This is a genomic window from Terriglobus roseus (assembly GCF_900102185.1).
Classification (GTDB): Bacteria; Acidobacteriota; Terriglobia; order Terriglobales; family Acidobacteriaceae; genus Terriglobus; species Terriglobus roseus_A.
On sequence record NZ_LT629690.1, the window covers coordinates 3168680 to 3185679 of the forward strand.

Here is a 17000-nt window from a genome sequence, read left to right on the forward strand (position 1 = left end):
TGCGTTTGTGAGCTTGCACTCTGCACATTCGAACGTACCTATCGCAGCTGAAGACATGGCTTTGCGACTTGTTCACGCTTTCCGCCGCTGAAATCGATGTTTTTACAGCGAATATAAGGTGAAGAAAGGCAACTGTTTTCTGCTCACGAAATCTTCATAAAACCCGCGTCCCGACTGGCGAAAACGCGATACACTGGTAGACGTTATGTCAACGAAACAGGAACTCCTCCAGAACCCGATCCAGCACATCGACATCAAGCAGCACAACGTTGTCGCACTGGTTGATGCCATGAACCACATGGCGTACTCTTCCCGCGACCTTGCACGCGCTGCCACGATTTACGACATGATGCTGCGCGATACCGAGTGCGGCGTCATCCTTTGCCTCGCCGGATCGCTGATCTCGGCGGGCCTGAAGCAGGTCATCATCGACCTGCTGCGCAACAACATGGTGGACGCCATCGTCTCCACCGGCGCAAATATCGTTGACCAGGACTTCTTTGAAGCCCTCGGCTTCAAGCACTACGTGGCCGGCGAAGAGTACAAGTACGGCGCGGGCGATGCTGAGCTGCGCGAAATGATGATCGACCGCATCTATGACACGTTCATCGACGAGGAAGAGCTGCGCATCTGCGACGAAACGACCGAGAAGATCATCAACGGCATGAAGCCGGGTGCGTACTCCTCGCGTGAGTTCATCAAGGAAATGGGCAAGTACCTGGCTGAGAACGGCCGCACGCCCAAGAACGGCAACGAAGACTCGATCGTTCTGGCTGCCTATGAGCTGAACATCCCCATCTTCTGCCCCGCATTCTCTGACTGCTCGTTCGGCTTCGGCATTGTGGCTCACCAGCACGCTCGCCAGGGCAAGCCGATGTGCTCCATTGACAGCGGTAAGGACTTCTACGAACTGACCCAGCTGAAGATTCAGAACCCGACCACTGGCTTGCTGATGATCGGCGGCGGCGTTCCGAAGAACTTCGCGCAGGACATCGTGGTGGCTGCGGACATCCTTGGCGTGGAAGCTTCCATGCACAAGTACGCCATCCAGATCACGGTTGCTGACGCTCGCGACGGCGCTCTTTCCGGCTCGACCCTGAAGGAAGCTTCTTCGTGGGGCAAGGTCGACCTTACCTGGGAGCAGATGGTGTACAGCGAGGCGACCATCGCCCTGCCGCTCATCGCCGGTTATGCGTACCACAAGAAGGCGTACGCGGCTCGCACAGCCAAGGCCTTCGCTCAGGTGCTGGAGCCGGTCACGGCGTAAGCATCCCTCCGCAAAAGGAAAATCGAACGGCGGTCCATCGGGGCCGCCGTTTTCTTGCTCCATTCCCGGATTGCAACTCAACCACACGCAGCATCCGATATCCCACAGAAGCTGCATGACGTATGCCTTCCTGCAGCCGTAAGATTGTCTTCGACAATGCACCACATTCTGCTGATCGACGACGAAGATGATATTCGCGAGGTTGCCTCACTTACGCTGGAGGTAACAGCCGGCTGGCGCGTGATCACTGCGGATTCCGGCACTGCTGGCATCCGCGCGGCACTCGCTGAAAAGCCTGAGGCTATCCTGATGGACGTGATGATGCCCGAGATGGACGGCCCCACCACCTTTCGCGAGATGCAAAAGCTCCCTGAGCTGGCAAACATTCCCGTCATCCTTCTAACGGCCAAGGTGCAGGGCGTGGACCAGCGGCGGTTTTCCGATCTGGGTGTGGCTGCGGTCCTATTCAAGCCCTTTGACCCCATGACACTGGCTCAGCAAATCGCTGATGTGCTGCACTGGGATAGTGTGGCCGTCTAGCCATGGCAGACGTTCCCATGGAGGCGGCGCTGGCCGCCATCTGGAAGAAAAACCTGCAGCAGACACGCGACCGCTTGACCCTACTAAAGCGTGCAGCTGACCATCTCAGCACGACTCGTACGCTTGAAGAAGATCTGCGAGCCAACGCCGTTTCCACGGCCCATAAGATGGCCGGTTCGCTTGGCATGTTTGGATTGCACAGCGCCACGGAAGCTGCGCGTGCCATCGAGCAATCTTTGGATCACGAAGGTCTACCGCAGCCAGAACGTTTGCAGGAACAGGTGGACGCGTTGGCGACAATCCTCACCCCGCACCTGTGCGATTGAACAGGGATCACAAAATATTGCGTCGGCCGATAGCGTTTTCGTGCTAATCCTACTGGCATGATTCTTCATGCTTTGTTGGTATGGCTCCTGAGTGCGCTTGCGCTGGTTGTTGCAGCGTACCTCCTTCCTTCGGTGGAGATCGATTCATTCGGCACAGCGATGATTGCCGCCGTGCTGATCGGCCTGCTGAACGCAACGTTGGGCTTTCTCATCCGCCTGGTGGCATTTCCCATCACCTGGCTGCTCCCCGGCTTGATGTACCTGATCTGTGACGCCATCATGATTTACATCGTGTCGCGTTTTGTACGAGGGTTTTCTGTGAAGAACTTTACGGCGGCGTTTCTCTGCGCGCTGATCGTTGCTGTGGTGAACGTTCTTCTGTCCTACGTCGTGTAATCACGGGCGGGAGCACGGTAGACTCGGTTCTATGAAGGCTGTTGGCTACCATACTCCCCTCCCCATCGACGACCCGGACGCATTGCTGGACATTGAACTGGAGATGCCCACGGCGCGCGACCGTGACCTGTTGGTAGAGGTCCGTGCGATCTCGGTGAACCCTGTCGACATCAAGCAGCGCAAAAGCGCCAAGCCCGACTCCGGCAAAGAGTACAAGGTGCTGGGTTGGGATTGCGCTGGTGTGGTTGTGGGCACCGGCAAGCTGACATCCATGTTTAAGAAGGGTGATGAGGTCTTTTACTCCGGATGCATCGCCCGGCAGGGTGCCAACGCGCAGTTTCATTCTGTGGATGAACGCATTGTTGCCATCAAGCCAAAGAGGCTGAGCTTTGCACAAGCTGCCGCGCTTCCGCTAACTTCGCTCACAGCCTGGGAGATTCTGTTCGATCGCTTTGGCGTGGAGCAGCGTCGCATTGGCTATGGAGCGCCGCGAAAAGGCTCCATTCTCATCATTGGTGCAGCGGGCGGTGTGGGCTCCATGCTAATGCAGATTGCATCGCACATGACACCGCTGACCGTTGTCGCAACCGCGTCGCGCCCTGAGACTGCGGAATGGTGCCGCCAGATGGGTGCGGATTATGTCATTGACCACCATCGCGACATCCGCACACAGATGCAGGAGCTGGGGTTGGGCGAAGTGGAATATATTGCGTTGCTTTCCGCTACGGATACGCACTATCCCGGCATTGCAGAACTGCTTGCCCCACAGGGAAAGATTGCCATCATTGACGATCCGCAAAAGCCCGTCGATGCACGTCCGCTGAAGCGCAAGAGTGCGTCCATCTGTTGGGAGTTCATGTTCACGCGTAGCTACTACGAAACGCCAGACATTCTTCGCCAGCATGATTCGCTCACGGAGGTCAGCAAGCTGATGGACCTGGGCACACTGAAGACCACCATGACGAAGAGCTACGGCACGATCAATGCGCAGAACCTGAAGATGGCGCACGCATGGATTGAGAGCGGACGCTCCATCGGCAAGATCGTGCTGGAAGGCTGGGAGTAATGACGAGCAGACGTGTGCTGCTGTTTGATCCAGCGGCACAGCCATCGTCATGGAATCAGCGGATCGGTGCGAGTGACTTTGCTGTGCACTATTCCAGCTTCCCGGACGGCTATGTTGGCGCACCTTACTGCGATGTATTGGCCTCTGCAGCGGAAGCCGAAGCGTATGCGCAAAACTATGTGACTGAGCATCCGCAGGTTCGCTGCCGCGTGTATGACGCACACGGCCTGGTGGGCGCACCGCTATTTGAAGTTGCGGGTAAGTCTTACAAAGGCGAAAGCAATCTAAGCCAATTCCGTCGCTGGGGTGGCAGTGTTCTGTTTGTGGTGGGATCCATCCTGTTCTCCATTGATGTCTTTCAGGACTATCGATTGCTGTGGCCTTCCACCATTGGCTCACGCCTCGCAATTCCCGGAGCTCTGTTGCTGGTAACGGAAGGACTGGTAGTTCTTACGGCGCGACACAACGCGAAGAAGAAAGCCGCGGCAACATCGTAAGAACGCATGAATCCTCTTCTCGTTTCCATGTTGGTGGTGCTGTCCACAACCCTCCTCTGCGGATGGATTGCGCGCAGGCTGGGGCAGGCCAGCGTGATTGGCGAAATGACTGGTGGCATTCTGTTGGGGCCAACATTGCTCGGACGTCTCGTGCCGTCCACTTGGCATGCTCTCTTCACTCCAACAACGCTTAGCGCGTTTGATGTGCTCAGCACGCTCGGCCTAGTGCTGTACCTGTTTCTGATTGGCAGTTCACTGGACTACAGCCATATGCATCAGCAAAAGAGGACGGCTGCTGCCGCAGGGCTTGCCAGTCTGCTGTTGCCGTTTGTATTGGGTGTCATGGTGGCGAAGCCAACGATGGCCCGTTTCCCCACATCAGCAGCACTTCTTCCGTTCACATTGTTCCTCGGCATCTCGCTCAGCATTACAGCATTCCCCGTACTCGCAAGAATCCTCGAAGAACGCGGCCTTACATCCACTCCGTTAGGCGTAACGGCGCTGCTATGCGCTGCAGCCGATGACGTGTGTGCGTGGATGTTGCTCGCTGTAGCGATGTCCATCATGCCGCACAACGGCAGCGCACTCTCCATGCCAATGCGAATGATGCTGTTCGCTGCATATCTGCTGGTAATGTTCGTGGTGACGCGGCTCGCACGCACCATCGCAAACCGTTATCGTGAACGATCGCTCCCTGCATCGATCGTTGCTGGTTCAGTCCTGGTGGCATTGCTCTCCGCTGCAACCACGGATGCGCTTGGACTTCATCCTTTGTTTGGAGCATTCGTAGCAGGACTTGCGTTCCCACGTATTCCAAAATGGCAGAAGACACTGAACGACTCGCTCCAGGTTCCAGTGACCTCGCTATTGCTGCCATTCTTCTTCGCGCTTACAGGGCTTCGCACGCGTCTGGATCTACTACAAGGCAGCGGAGTGCTCTCATGGACACTGTTACTCTTGCTTCTCGCTGTTGTGGGCAAGATCGGCGGCGGTGTCATTGCAGCGAGGCCGCTGGGGGAATCATGGCGCAATGCATTTGCGCTTGGCGCCATGCTGAACACACGCGGACTTGTTGAGTTGATCGTGTTGAACATCGCTTACACACAAGGTGTGTTCGGCCCCACGTTGTTTGCAGCGTTGGTTGTCGTGGCGCTGGTGACCACGATCATGACTTCGCCGCTGTTGACGTTGCTGAGCATCGACCACAACAGCATCGCCGCCTAGCTGTGGTGCGTCATCTCTTTTGCGTACACCTGATGCGTTACACGGGGTAGTTCTTCACCCTTGTGCAGGTCGCGCACGCATTGCAACACTGCAAAGTCCTCCGTCGTCATGCGTTCGCGACTACGAAGATAGTCCAGCCAGCTTTCCATGACAAAGCTCTCTTCCAACCGCTCCGCATCATTGCCATCACGAAACACGGCCCATCGGATCGCTCCTGTGCGAAGACGCACCTCGCGCAGCTTGTGAATGCGACCAACGAACTCGTTGTAATTCTCGACGTCCACAATGTAGTCCACAAGAATGCGGACCGGACCATCTTCCGGAGCGGGCTCCAATTCCAGATGTGGCACGGGACGTTTGAACTGATAGGGCGTAAGGTCAGGCAAGCTGCCGCGCAAAACATGCAGTCGTAACGTGACAGGCATGGCAATTGCAATGAGTACAGCAGCGCTGGTCATTGAAGCGGTGACACTGCTGTGTTCCGCAACATAACCCCAGACAAACGAGCCCAGCGCCAGTCCTCCTTGAAAAATCATCTGGTACATGCCTAGTGCACGCGCCTGCACCCATCCCGGCGAAGACAATTGCACACCGGTATTCAGCGTGGCCATAGTACAAGTCCACGCGAAGCCACCACCGATGAGAAACAAAATATCCAGTGTGACAGAGTGAATGAATGCAAGCACCAGCAACGTTGCCAGGAACTGCACGCTGGCCACTGCAAGCACACGGTCCGCAGTAAACTTCGCACGGATGCGCGGCAGCGCAACAGCCGCCAGAACAGCACCCAGTCCCATCGAGCCATTCAACACACCATAGCCGGTCGCGCCAGAGATGTAATGGCTGTGCGTGAATTCACGCCTCGCAATCAGTGACAGCAGCGACCAAACCGCAGCGGCAGAAAACGTAAACAGAAACGCACGTAAAAAGATTGCCTGCAACACAGGCGCATAACGCAAGTACCGCAACCCCGTTCCAACCGAACCGAAGATGCGTTCCGCAGGCAGAGCGCTCTTGAACAGTGGTTTGCGCTTCCACTTGTAGAGCACCCAGATCACCGCTGCGAATGATCCTGCATTCAGCGCAAACACCCATCCCGCGCCTGTGCTCGCTTTGACGAACAACGCCACCATGAGTCCGCCCATGGCAGGGCCGACAGCGCGCGCAAGATTGTTGCTAGCTGAAGCAAGCGAAACAGCATTCGGCAACTCTTCACGTGGCACCAGTTCGGGCACAATCGCCTGCCATGCTGGGCTGTTCATTGCAGAGCCTACGTTCATCAGGAACGTCAGTGACAACAGCGCCATGGGCCCGATCACACCAAGCAGCGCCAGCACCGCCATCAGAAACACGGCAACCATCTGCCATGCCTGCCAGAAGATCAGCAACCTGCGACGCTCAAAGATATCCGCCGTGGCACCTGCAAATAATCCAAGCATCAACACCGGCAAGCTGGCTGCGGTCTGCATGGATGCAATCAACAACGGCGACCCCGTCAACGCCGTCATCAACCACGTAGCCGCGGTGTCCTGCATCCACGTCCCCACATTGGACACGGTGGAAGCGATCCAACGATCACGGAACAGCGGTATCTTCAGTGGACCAAACCCGTTACTCTGTGCCACTCGCGGTGCTGCGGCAGCACCAGCTACGGCTGGTACGGGCGATTCTTCAACGGTGTCCTGGCTTGCTTCTGGATTCATGCTCTCTCTTTGCTAGATGCAGAATGATCGCTCAAGTGATGCAAGGCATGGTCTCCGCAAAAAACCACCAGTGTTCCATCATCAAGGGAAACGTGTGCAAAATCCACCAGACACACCGCCATCCATTGTCTGAGTGCCCACAGTCACTTGAGGTGTGGGCCCCTTGACGGGATTCACGATGACATAACGCGGCAGATTCTCGCCATCCGCGGGAATTGCCACGAAGCCTTTGCCTTGCTGTACATAAATCACGTCACGATGAGCAGGCATCGGCAATCGCACTTCAGCTTCGGGCGCGTGATCAAGTAGCACACGTACATGTACAAGCGGTCCCTGAGGCCGAGTCAGCAACATCGAATCACCGCCACCGCTGCCACCGCCGTACAGCAGAGTACCTGATACTCCAAGCTTCTTAAGAGCCGCAAGCTCGTCTGACGTGAATGGCTGCTCAGGCGGATCACCAACGATCAGCCCCGGAAGCCTGCCAAGAGAAATGCCCTGACCGCCGTGCACCACCTTGTAGCAAGTGACAGAGATCGGCTCCACATCAAATCCCTGCGTCCGCGCCAACGCATGCAATCGAATTGCATCCGCTTCGGTGTATGAGGTCGCATGACCATTCGCATACATGCGTGTAATTAACTGAGCCAACACCTCGCTTGCCTCACCGGAACCTGCTGCACTCGCCTTCTCTAGCCATTGCGCGGCATCTTCATACGAACGCACAATACCGAGCGGATTCGGCGACTGCGCTGCGGAGGCAGTGTCACGGCCACAGTCCGGTACATCGTGATTCGGCTCAAAGGTACATTGTCTAGGGATGAACTGTTCCCCCAGCATCAGCTGCGCTCCAAGGTTGCCAGCATCTGCCTGCTGCAGAATCACGCTGCGGAAGGTTGCGCTGTCGCCTGTGCGGGCATAGGTCATCAATGCGCTGGAAAGCGTCGCATCATGCTCCATCAGTTGGGTCAGTGAGAGTGCCGGCGGCTGGTATTCCTTCTCATGCGTGACCTGCTGCGCGTAAGCAAGCGTAGATAGAAGAAGAGTGAATGGAAGCAAGCGGAAGTATCGCGGCCTCATATCCAGCAATCGTACCTTCTTCGCAATAGACAAGTGAACAAAGCAAAAGGCCAGGCATTTGCCCGGCCTTTTGCAAATTGAGAACACGTTACTTCTTAGCCTTGCCCAGCGCCAATTCAATCAGCGCCTTCTCTTCCAGATCATGAGCCTTGGCCGAACCCGTAGCAGGTGTGGCCGCAGCCGAACGCGACACACGCAGCACACGACGATTACCCGCCGTACGCTTTAGCAGCGGATACGCATACGTCAGCGGTCCCATGTTTGCAGGCTCTTCCTGCACCCATACAACCTCCTCCGCACTGAGATACATCTCCAGCGCCTTGGCCAGCGCCTCTTCCGGCCAGGGATAAAGCTGTTCCACAAACACAATGGCAGTGGAGTAATCGCCCCGCTTGGCGCGCTCCACACGCAGGTTGTGGCCAATCTTGCCAGAGCAGACCAGGATGCGACGCGGATCCTTTGCCTCAGTATCCGCAAGCACCGTCTGGAACTTCTCTGCACCGAAATCCGCAATGGGCGACACCGCATCCGGATGACGCAACATCGACTTCGGCGTGAACACAATCAACGGCTTGCGATACTCGCTCATCGCCTGACGACGCAGCAGATGGAAGTACTGCGCAGCATTCGACGGCTGCGTCACATACATGTTGTCCGTTGCGCAAAGCTGCAGATAACGCTCAATGCGTGCCGACGAATGTTCCGGACCCTGGCCTTCATAGCCATGCGGCAAGAGCAGAACCACACCGCTCAGCAGGCCCCACTTCGCTTCGCCTGCAGCAATGAACTGGTCCATGATGATCTGCGCACCGTTGGCGAAATCGCCAAACTGCGCTTCCCACAGTACCAGTGCTTCGGGATAATCGCGTGCATAACCATACTCAAAACCAAGCACACCAGCTTCACTCAGCATTGAGTTGTACGCTTCAAACTGCCCTTGCTTGTCCGAGATGTGTTGCAGCGGCGACCATCGCTTCTCCGTCTCGGTATCGGTGAAGAAGCTATGGCGCTGGTTGAACGTGCCGCGCTGCGAATCCTGTCCGGAGAGACGCACAGGCGTTCCCTTCTCCAGCAGCGATGCATACGCCACAAGCTCTGCCGTGCCGTAATCAAACGGCTTGGCTCCATTGCCCATCTCTTCGCGCTGCTTCAGCAGAGCCTTGATCTTCGGATGGATGTTGAAGCCTTCTGGTGTCTTCAACAGAAGCTGAGTCAGCCGCGTGATTTCCTCCGCAAGCAGGCCCGTCTTCGTGGGCTCATCCGCAGGCAGATAACCACCCTTGTAGTTATCCCAATACTTCGGCAGCGACGACAGATGCGGCACATGCTGTGCCTGCTTGCCCTCTGCCTGGTCAGCAAGAAACTTTTCGCTGATCTGCTTGATCTCTGCCGTTGCATCCACGCCAATGCGCTCTGCATAGCTCTTGTAGAGCACCGGCGTTTCCTTGATCTTGGCGTAGCGACGCGGCTGCGTCACGGTAGGATCATCCACTTCAGAATGGCCGTGGCGACGATAGCCGATGAGATCGACAACAACATCGGAAGCAAACGTGGAACGATACTCTGCTGCAATCGCAGCCACACGCACCACAGCATCCGGATCTTCCGCATTCACATGGAAGATGGGAATTGGCAAACGCTTCGCCATATCAGTAGCAAACCGAGACGAGTTCGACTCCTGCGGCTCCGCAGTAAATCCAAGCAGATTGTTCACAACAATCTGAATCGTGCCGCCCACGGTGTAACCAGTGATCGTGGCAAGATCCAGCGTCTCTGCCCAGATGCCTTGTCCTGCAAACGCCGCATCACCGTGAATGATGATGGGCAGAACCTTCTTTACGCCGTCATCACCAATGCGAACTTCACGAGCACGCGCGCGGCCCATGATCACTGGATCAACCGCCTCAAGATGCGATGGGTTCGACGCCAGATGCAAGTCAATCGTCTTGCCCGTCGGCGAAGTGTATGTACCCGTTGCGCCCTGGTGATACTTCACATCACCGCCGCCCAGATGGCTGCGCGGATCAACATCTTCAAACTTGGTAAAGATATCGGCAGCGCTGCGGCCGACCGTGTTCACCATCACGTTCAAACGACCGCGATGATTCATCGCAAACAGACACAGATCAACACCAAGCTCAGACGACACCTCAAAGGTGCGATCGAGATACGGAATCAGCGCAGTCAGACCTTCCAGCGAAAATCGCTTCGTGCCCAGATAACGCTGCTGAATCGTCTGTTCGAAGAGGTCAGCCTTGATGAGCTGCGTCAGCGTCTTTGCCTGTTGCTGAGGCGTCTCAACGTACTTCTGCTCCATCTTCTTCTGGAGCCACTCGCGCTTCTCCGGTGATGCAATGTGCGAGAACTCAAGCGCGATGTTGCCGCAGTAATAACGGCGCGCCTCTTCTGCAATCGCGTCAGAGCCTTCCGGCAGATCAATCGGGAATGGTTCCTGGGGAAGATACTGCTTCAGGGGATCCAGTGTCGCCTGCAGATAGCCCCACCGACGGAAAATTTCAAATACTTCCGTCCTCAACTGCGGATTGCTGCTGTCCTGTTCCGGTGTTGCTACCCCTGCTGCCTGCTTACCGCTCGCCTTCGCCCTGGTTGCCATGCATCCTCGATTTCGTGCCTATAAGGATAGACCTTTCAAATGGCCGATGGGGAGGTGCCACTGTGCGGTTTACGGTATTAATGTTCGATATTCGCACGATAAAGTGGCGATCTGGGTTCCACGAAATTGGGGTGTGGGTCGATTCGTTGAATCAGCCCAGACACCCCAAAAACAATGTATTTACAGCCGTTATCTAGACGGAATCAGCGTGAAAACCATAGGTTTCGTACCGCGTGGTCAGCTTTCCATCTTTCACGGTGCAGACCGTAAAGCCTTCCGGCGTGCCCTCGTGAATACCCTTCCACCAGTTGCCAGAGACAGCGCCACCGGTGATGTAGGTAATGCCATTGAACTCAACACATTCATTCACGTGTGTATGCCCCTGCAACACGCCAATCACGTTGTGCTTTGCCAGCAGCGGCAGAATCTCATACGTGTTGGAAACAGACAGACTGTTGTGTGTGGGTGGCGTGGCAGGAGGAGCGGAGTACTGCGCATATGCCGTGATCAGCGGGATATGCGACACGATGATGACCGGTGTCGTTGCCGACACCTTTGCCAGATCAGTACGCAGCCACTGCAACTGAGCTTCATCAAGAAAGCCAAAGTAGGTCCGTTCCGGCGTGAAGCCGATGGAATCCAGAATGATGAAGTGAACGCCCTTGTGATCAAAGCTCTGATGGCGTGGGCCGATCTTGTCTTCAAAGTAGCTCTTGCCGTAGTTCGAATCCGTCAAGTCCAGACCACTCTTCGGAAAGAGTCCAATCACATCATGGTTGCCCATCGTGTGATAGACCTTCAGTCCTAACTGCTGTTCCGTCTCGCCATACAGATGAAACAACTCCTGCGAACGGGAGAGCGGTACAGCAAGTCCGTCGAAGATGTGATCGCCGCCCTGAATTGCAAAATCCGCATGTAGAGTGCGCGCCTTCTTGAACGCCATCGAGCAGCCTTCCGTCGCATGCAGTTCCGGCTGGATGTGCGTGTCCGTCACAAACAGAAAACTGAATTCCTCTGTTGCAGCAGGCGACATGGCAAACGAAGGCAAGGACGATGCGGCAACACCAGCCGCAGTAAGTGATAGAAAACGGCGACGATCAAGAATCGGCATGCACGGAGTTTATCCACTGCATATGAACTTCTTGAAAAGAAGGAACTCTTCGAGAGCTAAGTCGCTTCGCGTTTCGCCCTATGTCGATTCGCGCCGTGCCGTGCCAGCCAAGCCAACGGCATAATCCGGCGCGTCTCGCTTCGGGATTTTTGTCCATCTCACTCGTTATGCTTTTGCCTAGAATTTATTGGCATTTTTGCCGTTTGTTTACGGTATTTCCCCCCTTCCTTCCCTGCCCAAACTACACAACAGGCAACGAACAAAAAATCACAGATATTGCGCTGCCTGCGATTCCCCCTTTTGAGGCTTAAGTCTTAATGCGATCTCATCCGTTTTTTCGGAGCCCCGTTCTTTACGCTTCTCTTGTTCCTCTTTTTTCAATTGCAGCGCTCGCTCAAGGTGGCAGTGCAGTCCTGAGCGGCACAGTCACCGATGCAAGTGGTGCAGCCGTTCCTAACGCACATGTAACCGCCACCAACGTGGACACCAATCTGGTGTTGAACACTGATTCCAACAACTCTGGTCTCTATCGCTTCCCCACCATTCCTCCGGGACGTTACGTCATCTCTTCGAACGTGAAGGGCTTCCAGAAATTCCAGCAGACAGGCGTTGTGCTGACCGTCAGCCAACAAGCCACGATCGACATTGGTCTACATGTAGGCAGCGAATCAGAGACCGTGAATGTAACAGCTGGCGCGCCGCTGATGAACACCACCAACGCTGAAGTCAGCAACACAGTTGGTGAACATGCTATCCGCGAACTACCATTGAATGGCCGCGATCCTTCAAGCCTTGTATTGCTGTCACCCGGTACAGTGAACGTGTTGAACACAGGCGCAGGCACGCTGCAAGGTGAGACCACATTCCCGAATGAAAGCGGTGCATCCGCAGGCGGCGGTCGCCAGGGCAGCACGCTCTATCTTCTCGATGGTGTTCCGAACATGGACACCTACATGTCGCTCTCTGCACCTACGCCGAATGCCGATGCCACCAGTGAGTTTCGCGTCATCTCCAACAACTTCGACGCGCACTATGGCTTTTCTCCGGGCGCTGTCGTTTCGATCGACACGAAGAGTGGCACCAATGCACTCCATGGCGGCGCTTTCGAGTTCCTGCGTAACAACGCGTTGAACTCCGCGGACTACTTCTCAAAGCAGGTTGACTCGCTGAAGCGTAATCAGTTCGGCGGTTTCCTCGGCGGTCCTGTCATCAAGGATCGTCTCTTCTTCTTTGGCAACTACCAAGGCACACGCCAGTCCACAACATCAACCGCGAACAGCACGAACACTCCCACAGCGGCGATGTTGAATGGCGACTTCTCCGCGTATCCCAAAGCGCTGACCGGCGGCTTCGTTAACAACCGCATTGATCCTTCCCTGTTCAATCCTGCGGCAGTGCAGATCGCGAAGACCGCACTGCCATTGGGCCAGGATGCGGCCAGTGGTCTGGTGTACTACACCGTGCCCAAGACTATTGAGACATACAACGAAGGCACAGGCCGCATTGACTACACGCCGAACGACAAGCATCGCCTGACGCTACGTAGCTTCATTCAGTACTACAACCGCAGCGAAGCCGCTACGCCCGGTAACATCCTTGCACTGAACACGGGCAAGCAAGGTAAGTTCTTCAACGAAGTGTTGAACCACACATGGACAGTCAGCCCGAGCCTCATCAACGCATTGTCGTTGTTCTGGAACCAGGAGCATGTTTACAACGTGGGTCAACCGCTCAACAGCAGTGGTTCTCCGTTCTGCTTGTCGCGCTACATCAACGTGAGTGAACCCGCAGGCACCTGCTATAGCGAAGGCCTGAACGCCAGCGGCGGCTTCAGCTTGCAGTACTCCGAGTACACAGGCGAGATGCGTCGTTCATGGGGCTTCTCTGACTTCATCACAAAGATCGTTGGCAATCACACCATAACCGCAGGCGTGGATCTGTGGCATCAGCGTGCACGCGAGCTGACGTACTATCCCGCTGCACCGATTATCAGTTTCAATGGCTATTCCACTGGCTTCGGCCTTGCGGACTTCCTGTTAGGTCGCGTCAGCACATACACGCAGGGTGCGGGCGAAATTGCCGATGTCAGTGGCAACCTGCTCGGAGCTTACGCTCAGGATCAGTTCAAGCTGCGCTCTAACATCACCGTCACTGCAGGTCTTCGTTGGGATCCAAATCTTGCTCCGCAATCAAAGGATGGGCGCGGCGCGGTGTGGAATCCCGGACAACAAAGCACCGTCTTCCCGAACGCCCCTAAGGGCCTCGTCTTCCCCGGCGACAACGGCGTAAGCGCTGGACTGGCACCGAACACCTACGGCTACTTTGAACCACGCCTCGCCGTAGCGTGGCAGGTGCATCCCAAGACCACCTTCCGTGCAGGCTTTGGTCTGTTCACTGCACCGCTGCCGTACTCTTCGTACAACCACGTTGCAGACGTCACTCCGTTCAGCCCCACGTACACGCTGAATGAAACTGCATCCACACCCATCAATTTCTCCAACCCATGGGCGAACTTCGCAGGCACAGGCGGCGTAAGTCCCTTCCCACCGTTTGTATATTCGGGCGGCACACCTCCCAGTAACTCCACCTTCGCTTCACCAACGTCTGTACCGGCCGCATTCACGCCCAAGTTCAAACTTGGCATGACGCAAAGCTGGAACGCATCGGTGGAACAGCAATTGGGCAACGACGTAGTGCTGCACCTTGCTTACGTTGGCAGTCAGAGCTATCACCAGTCGTTGATTCTGGATGAGAACCCCGGCCAAACCGCAGCTGCAGTGCGTGGCGTTCGCGCCATGTCTGACTTCGGCCAGATCCTCACAATCCAGTCGATTGGCACGGCCAGCTATAACTCGTTGCAGGTGCAGATTGAAAAGCGGTTTTCGCATAACTTCCAGGCGCAGTCCAGCTTCACCTGGTCCCGTAACCTCGACATTGCATCCAGCGGCAATGCATCGTTTACCAGCAGCATTGCGAACCCGTATAACGTCCGCTACAACCGCGGTATCTCTGACCTGAACGTGCCGCTTGTGTCCGTCACGAATCTTGTCTACACAACACCCGCGTTGAATGGCTGGAACAGCATCGCACGTGGCGTACTTGGCGAGTGGGAAATCAGCGCCATCTACACCATGCAGTCGGGTAGCCCTTTCGGCATCTCCGGCGGAAGCGGAAACAACTCAGGTGCAAATGAGAATGGCGACCGCGCAGACAGCGTGTTCGGCATTCCCGTCCAGACGCATCAGGGTAGCAAGGAACAGTGGCTGAATCAGTACTTCACTACGGCAGCCTTCACCACAAACGCTCCGGGCACATTCGGTAACACCGGCCGCAACATCCTCAAGGGACCCGGCGTGAACTACAGCGATGCAGCTCTCATGAAGAACTGGACTGCACGCGACCGCTACCATCTGCAATTCCGCTGGGAGCTGTTCAACGCCTTCAACCACACCAACTTCGCAACCCCCAACAACAATCCCACCAGCGGAACTTATGGGCAGATCACCGCAACCAGTTCCGGAGTACGTCCGCGTGTGATGCAAGCCGGACTGAAACTCACCTTCTAACCAACACGACAACTCAGGGCCGCCGCCAATAAAGCGGCGGCCTTTTTCTGTAGAAGCCTCGGAAGCCGACATACAGAGACACTTCATTGCAGAAATTTGAGATTCAAGCAATGATTCTGCGGAACAAATCGGAAAAGAGGAAGAGCCGGATCGATATAACAGTTTCGAATCGAATGCGTGTTGATTAGATTAGGAACATGCAGGCTTTCCGGTACCTCGGCAGGGTAGTAGCGGCAACAGTCATCTTGTTTTGCACTGCGCTGACACAGAGCTGCGGGTCGGGCATAGTGCAGCGGACAAGCACCGGAAATGGCTCTACGACAGTGACCACAAGTCCAATGTGGGTCGGTGCGTGGGGGGCATCAATGACCAATGCTGCCGCAGTATCAGACAATTCTGGCAACGAGCGCAGCTACCGGTTTCTTGTGACATCCACCATTGACGGCACACAGGCACGCGTGAAGTTTTCCAACGTGTATGGACTGACGCCGGTAACACTAGGCGCGGTGCGGCTTTCGTGGGGTAAAGACGGTTCACCTACGATCGACCCGATGCATGATGTGGGGCTGACGTTCAATGGAAACAAGAGCGTAGTGTTGGCTCCAGGATCAACGGTGACCTCTGACTCAGCAGACTTCTCATTCGGCCTGGGCCAAGTGCTAGCTGTTTCGGTCTACTTGAAGGGTAATTTCGACAGGGTTAGCCGACACGATTCCTACTTCGTAACGAATTATTCAACCGCGGATGGCGCGGGTGATACAACCTCTGATGCAGCGGGATCGGCCTTTAGCACTCCCGTTCCAGACTGGCTCCTGGTGAACGAGATTGACGTGTATGGCCAATACCAAGGCACCCTGGCCATGTTCGGAAGTTCTACGACGGATGGTCTTAAGAGCGACTACAGTTCAGACAAGGTATACCCGATTCCCAATTCGCCGATTAGTACACAACACGCGGACCGTGTCTCTGACTGGATGGCGCGTCGGCTAGCCGCAGCCGGTTACCGCATTGGCGTGCTGAACGCGGGAATTCCAGGTGATCCCATCACTGACGTAGGGTCCGTACCAACGCCCAATCAACGGTTTGCACAAGACATCCTTACGCTTCCAAATCTTCTAGGAATTGTGAGCTATTTTGGATCGATTGATCTACGTTCCGCCTCCTGCACGAACGCAGCGGACATGGAAGCAGCGACACAGCAACTCGTTGCCAAGTCCGCAATGGCGAAGCTACCTATTGTGCTGACAACACTGCCGCCAACTGGGTTGTGCTCCAACCCGGCATCACCGAATTACGGGCCTTTACCCAGCCCAAGTGATCCATATGCCGGTGGCCTGAGTCCCGGACCAGCGAATGGTTCCGAAGTCCAAAGGGCAGCATTCAATCAATGGTTGCGAACGACGGGAGCAACTTTACCCGGTGTTGTAAGCATTGCGGATTACGATCTGGCTCTGCGTGATCCACAACACATCAGCTTTATGATGCCCCAGTACAACAGTGGCGATAACTTCCACATGAACGGCACTGGGTACGGAGCTGAGGCAAACAGTATCTCGCTTGGATTCCTTCCACGTTAGCCCTCTAATCAAAACAGGATGGCGCTAAATATC

The 17000-nt window shown here is 55.7% G+C and carries 13 protein-coding genes; 9 read left to right on the top strand and 4 right to left on the bottom strand.

Features of this window, described 5'->3' with window-relative positions; translation table 11 throughout:
* The first annotated feature begins 205 nt into the window (after positions 1 to 205).
* The 7 genes from BLT38_RS13230 to BLT38_RS13260 all read left to right on the top strand — a co-directional run bounded on the left by BLT38_RS13230 (position 206) and on the right by BLT38_RS13260 (position 5316).
* Positions 206 to 1267 (top strand): 1,9-bis(guanidino)-5-aza-nonane synthase, encoded by a 1062-nt coding sequence (locus tag BLT38_RS13230; protein ID WP_083345604.1) that lies wholly within the window; start codon positions 206 to 208, stop codon positions 1265 to 1267.
* Positions 1268 to 1423: 156 nt separating this feature from the next.
* Positions 1424 to 1807 carry a response regulator gene (locus BLT38_RS13235; RefSeq protein WP_083345605.1) on the top strand — a complete coding sequence of 128 codons (384 nt, stop codon included), beginning with the start codon at positions 1424 to 1426 and terminating at the stop codon, positions 1805 to 1807.
* A gap of 2 nt (positions 1808 to 1809) precedes the next feature.
* A complete protein-coding gene (locus BLT38_RS13240) occupies positions 1810 to 2133 on the top strand; it encodes an Hpt domain-containing protein (RefSeq protein ID WP_083345606.1) in 324 nt (107 codons plus the stop codon).
* A 57-nt stretch (positions 2134 to 2190) separates the two neighbouring features.
* Complete coding sequence (locus BLT38_RS13245) at positions 2191 to 2529, top strand: phage holin family protein (RefSeq protein ID WP_083345607.1); 339 nt, start codon at positions 2191 to 2193, stop codon at positions 2527 to 2529.
* Positions 2530 to 2560: 31 nt separating this feature from the next.
* The gene (locus tag BLT38_RS13250; protein WP_083345608.1) at positions 2561 to 3595 is read left to right on the top strand and encodes a zinc-binding alcohol dehydrogenase family protein; all 1035 of its coding nucleotides are present in this window, start codon (positions 2561 to 2563) and stop codon (positions 3593 to 3595) included.
* The gene (locus BLT38_RS13255) at positions 3595 to 4092 is read left to right on the top strand and encodes a hypothetical protein (RefSeq protein ID WP_083345609.1); all 498 of its coding nucleotides are present in this window, start codon (positions 3595 to 3597) and stop codon (positions 4090 to 4092) included. Before BLT38_RS13250 ends, BLT38_RS13255 begins: the two co-directional genes overlap by 1 nt.
* Positions 4093 to 4098: 6 nt before the next feature.
* Positions 4099 to 5316 (top strand): cation:proton antiporter, encoded by a 1218-nt coding sequence (locus BLT38_RS13260; RefSeq protein ID WP_083345610.1) that lies wholly within the window; start codon positions 4099 to 4101, stop codon positions 5314 to 5316.
* Here BLT38_RS13260 and BLT38_RS13265 read toward each other — a convergent pair.
* The 4 genes from BLT38_RS13265 to BLT38_RS13280 all read right to left on the bottom strand — a co-directional run bounded on the left by BLT38_RS13265 (position 5313) and on the right by BLT38_RS13280 (position 11824).
* Positions 5313 to 7019, bottom strand: coding sequence for an MFS transporter (locus tag BLT38_RS13265; protein ID WP_083345611.1), 1707 nt, complete (start codon positions 7017 to 7019; stop codon positions 5313 to 5315). The two genes, BLT38_RS13260 and BLT38_RS13265, sit on opposite strands and share 4 nt — an antisense overlap.
* 81 nt (positions 7020 to 7100) lie before the next feature.
* Complete coding sequence (locus BLT38_RS13270; protein WP_083345612.1) at positions 7101 to 8099, bottom strand: hypothetical protein; 999 nt, start codon at positions 8097 to 8099, stop codon at positions 7101 to 7103.
* An 88-nt stretch (positions 8100 to 8187) separates the two neighbouring features.
* Positions 8188 to 10713 carry a 2-oxoglutarate dehydrogenase E1 component gene (locus BLT38_RS13275; RefSeq protein ID WP_083345613.1) on the bottom strand — a complete coding sequence of 842 codons (2526 nt, stop codon included), beginning with the start codon at positions 10711 to 10713 and terminating at the stop codon, positions 8188 to 8190.
* Positions 10714 to 10906: 193 nt separating this feature from the next.
* Positions 10907 to 11824, bottom strand: coding sequence for a metallophosphoesterase family protein (locus tag BLT38_RS13280; protein WP_083345614.1), 918 nt, complete (start codon positions 11822 to 11824; stop codon positions 10907 to 10909).
* Positions 11825 to 12141: 317 nt separating this feature from the next.
* On the opposite strand from BLT38_RS13280, the gene BLT38_RS13285 reads away from it, so the two are divergent.
* Both BLT38_RS13285 and BLT38_RS13290 read left to right on the top strand, forming a co-directional pair.
* Positions 12142 to 15390 (top strand): TonB-dependent receptor, encoded by a 3249-nt coding sequence (locus BLT38_RS13285; protein WP_083345615.1) that lies wholly within the window; start codon positions 12142 to 12144, stop codon positions 15388 to 15390.
* A gap of 365 nt (positions 15391 to 15755) precedes the next feature.
* Positions 15756 to 16967, top strand: a complete 1212-nt coding sequence (locus tag BLT38_RS13290) for a GDSL-type esterase/lipase family protein (protein ID WP_172838273.1) — start codon at positions 15756 to 15758, stop codon at positions 16965 to 16967.
* Positions 16968 to 17000 lie beyond the last annotated feature (33 nt).

Bases quoted from the DNA above. Each gene is read 5' to 3' on its own strand.
- BLT38_RS13250 (WP_083345608.1), top strand. From the start codon at position 2,561: ATGAAGGCTGTTGGCTACCATACTCCCCTCCCCATCGACGACCCGGAC.
- BLT38_RS13240 (WP_083345606.1), top strand. From the start codon at position 1,810: ATGGCAGACGTTCCCATGGAGGCGGCGCTGGCCGCCATCTGGAAGAAA.
- BLT38_RS13245 (WP_083345607.1), top strand. From the start codon at position 2,191: ATGATTCTTCATGCTTTGTTGGTATGGCTCCTGAGTGCGCTTGCGCTG.
- BLT38_RS13280 (WP_083345614.1), bottom strand. From the start codon at position 11,824: ATGCCGATTCTTGATCGTCGCCGTTTTCTATCACTTACTGCGGCTGGT.
- BLT38_RS13290 (WP_172838273.1), top strand. From the start codon at position 15,756: ATGACCAATGCTGCCGCAGTATCAGACAATTCTGGCAACGAGCGCAGC.
- BLT38_RS13235 (WP_083345605.1), top strand. From the start codon at position 1,424: ATGCACCACATTCTGCTGATCGACGACGAAGATGATATTCGCGAGGTT.
- BLT38_RS13275 (WP_083345613.1), bottom strand. From the start codon at position 10,713: ATGGCAACCAGGGCGAAGGCGAGCGGTAAGCAGGCAGCAGGGGTAGCA.
- BLT38_RS13260 (WP_083345610.1), top strand. From the start codon at position 4,099: ATGAATCCTCTTCTCGTTTCCATGTTGGTGGTGCTGTCCACAACCCTC.
- BLT38_RS13270 (WP_083345612.1), bottom strand. From the start codon at position 8,099: ATGAGGCCGCGATACTTCCGCTTGCTTCCATTCACTCTTCTTCTATCT.
- BLT38_RS13285 (WP_083345615.1), top strand. From the start codon at position 12,142: ATGCGATCTCATCCGTTTTTTCGGAGCCCCGTTCTTTACGCTTCTCTT.
- BLT38_RS13255 (WP_083345609.1), top strand. From the start codon at position 3,595: ATGACGAGCAGACGTGTGCTGCTGTTTGATCCAGCGGCACAGCCATCG.
- BLT38_RS13230 (WP_083345604.1), top strand. From the start codon at position 206: ATGTCAACGAAACAGGAACTCCTCCAGAACCCGATCCAGCACATCGAC.
- BLT38_RS13265 (WP_083345611.1), bottom strand. From the start codon at position 7,019: ATGAATCCAGAAGCAAGCCAGGACACCGTTGAAGAATCGCCCGTACCA.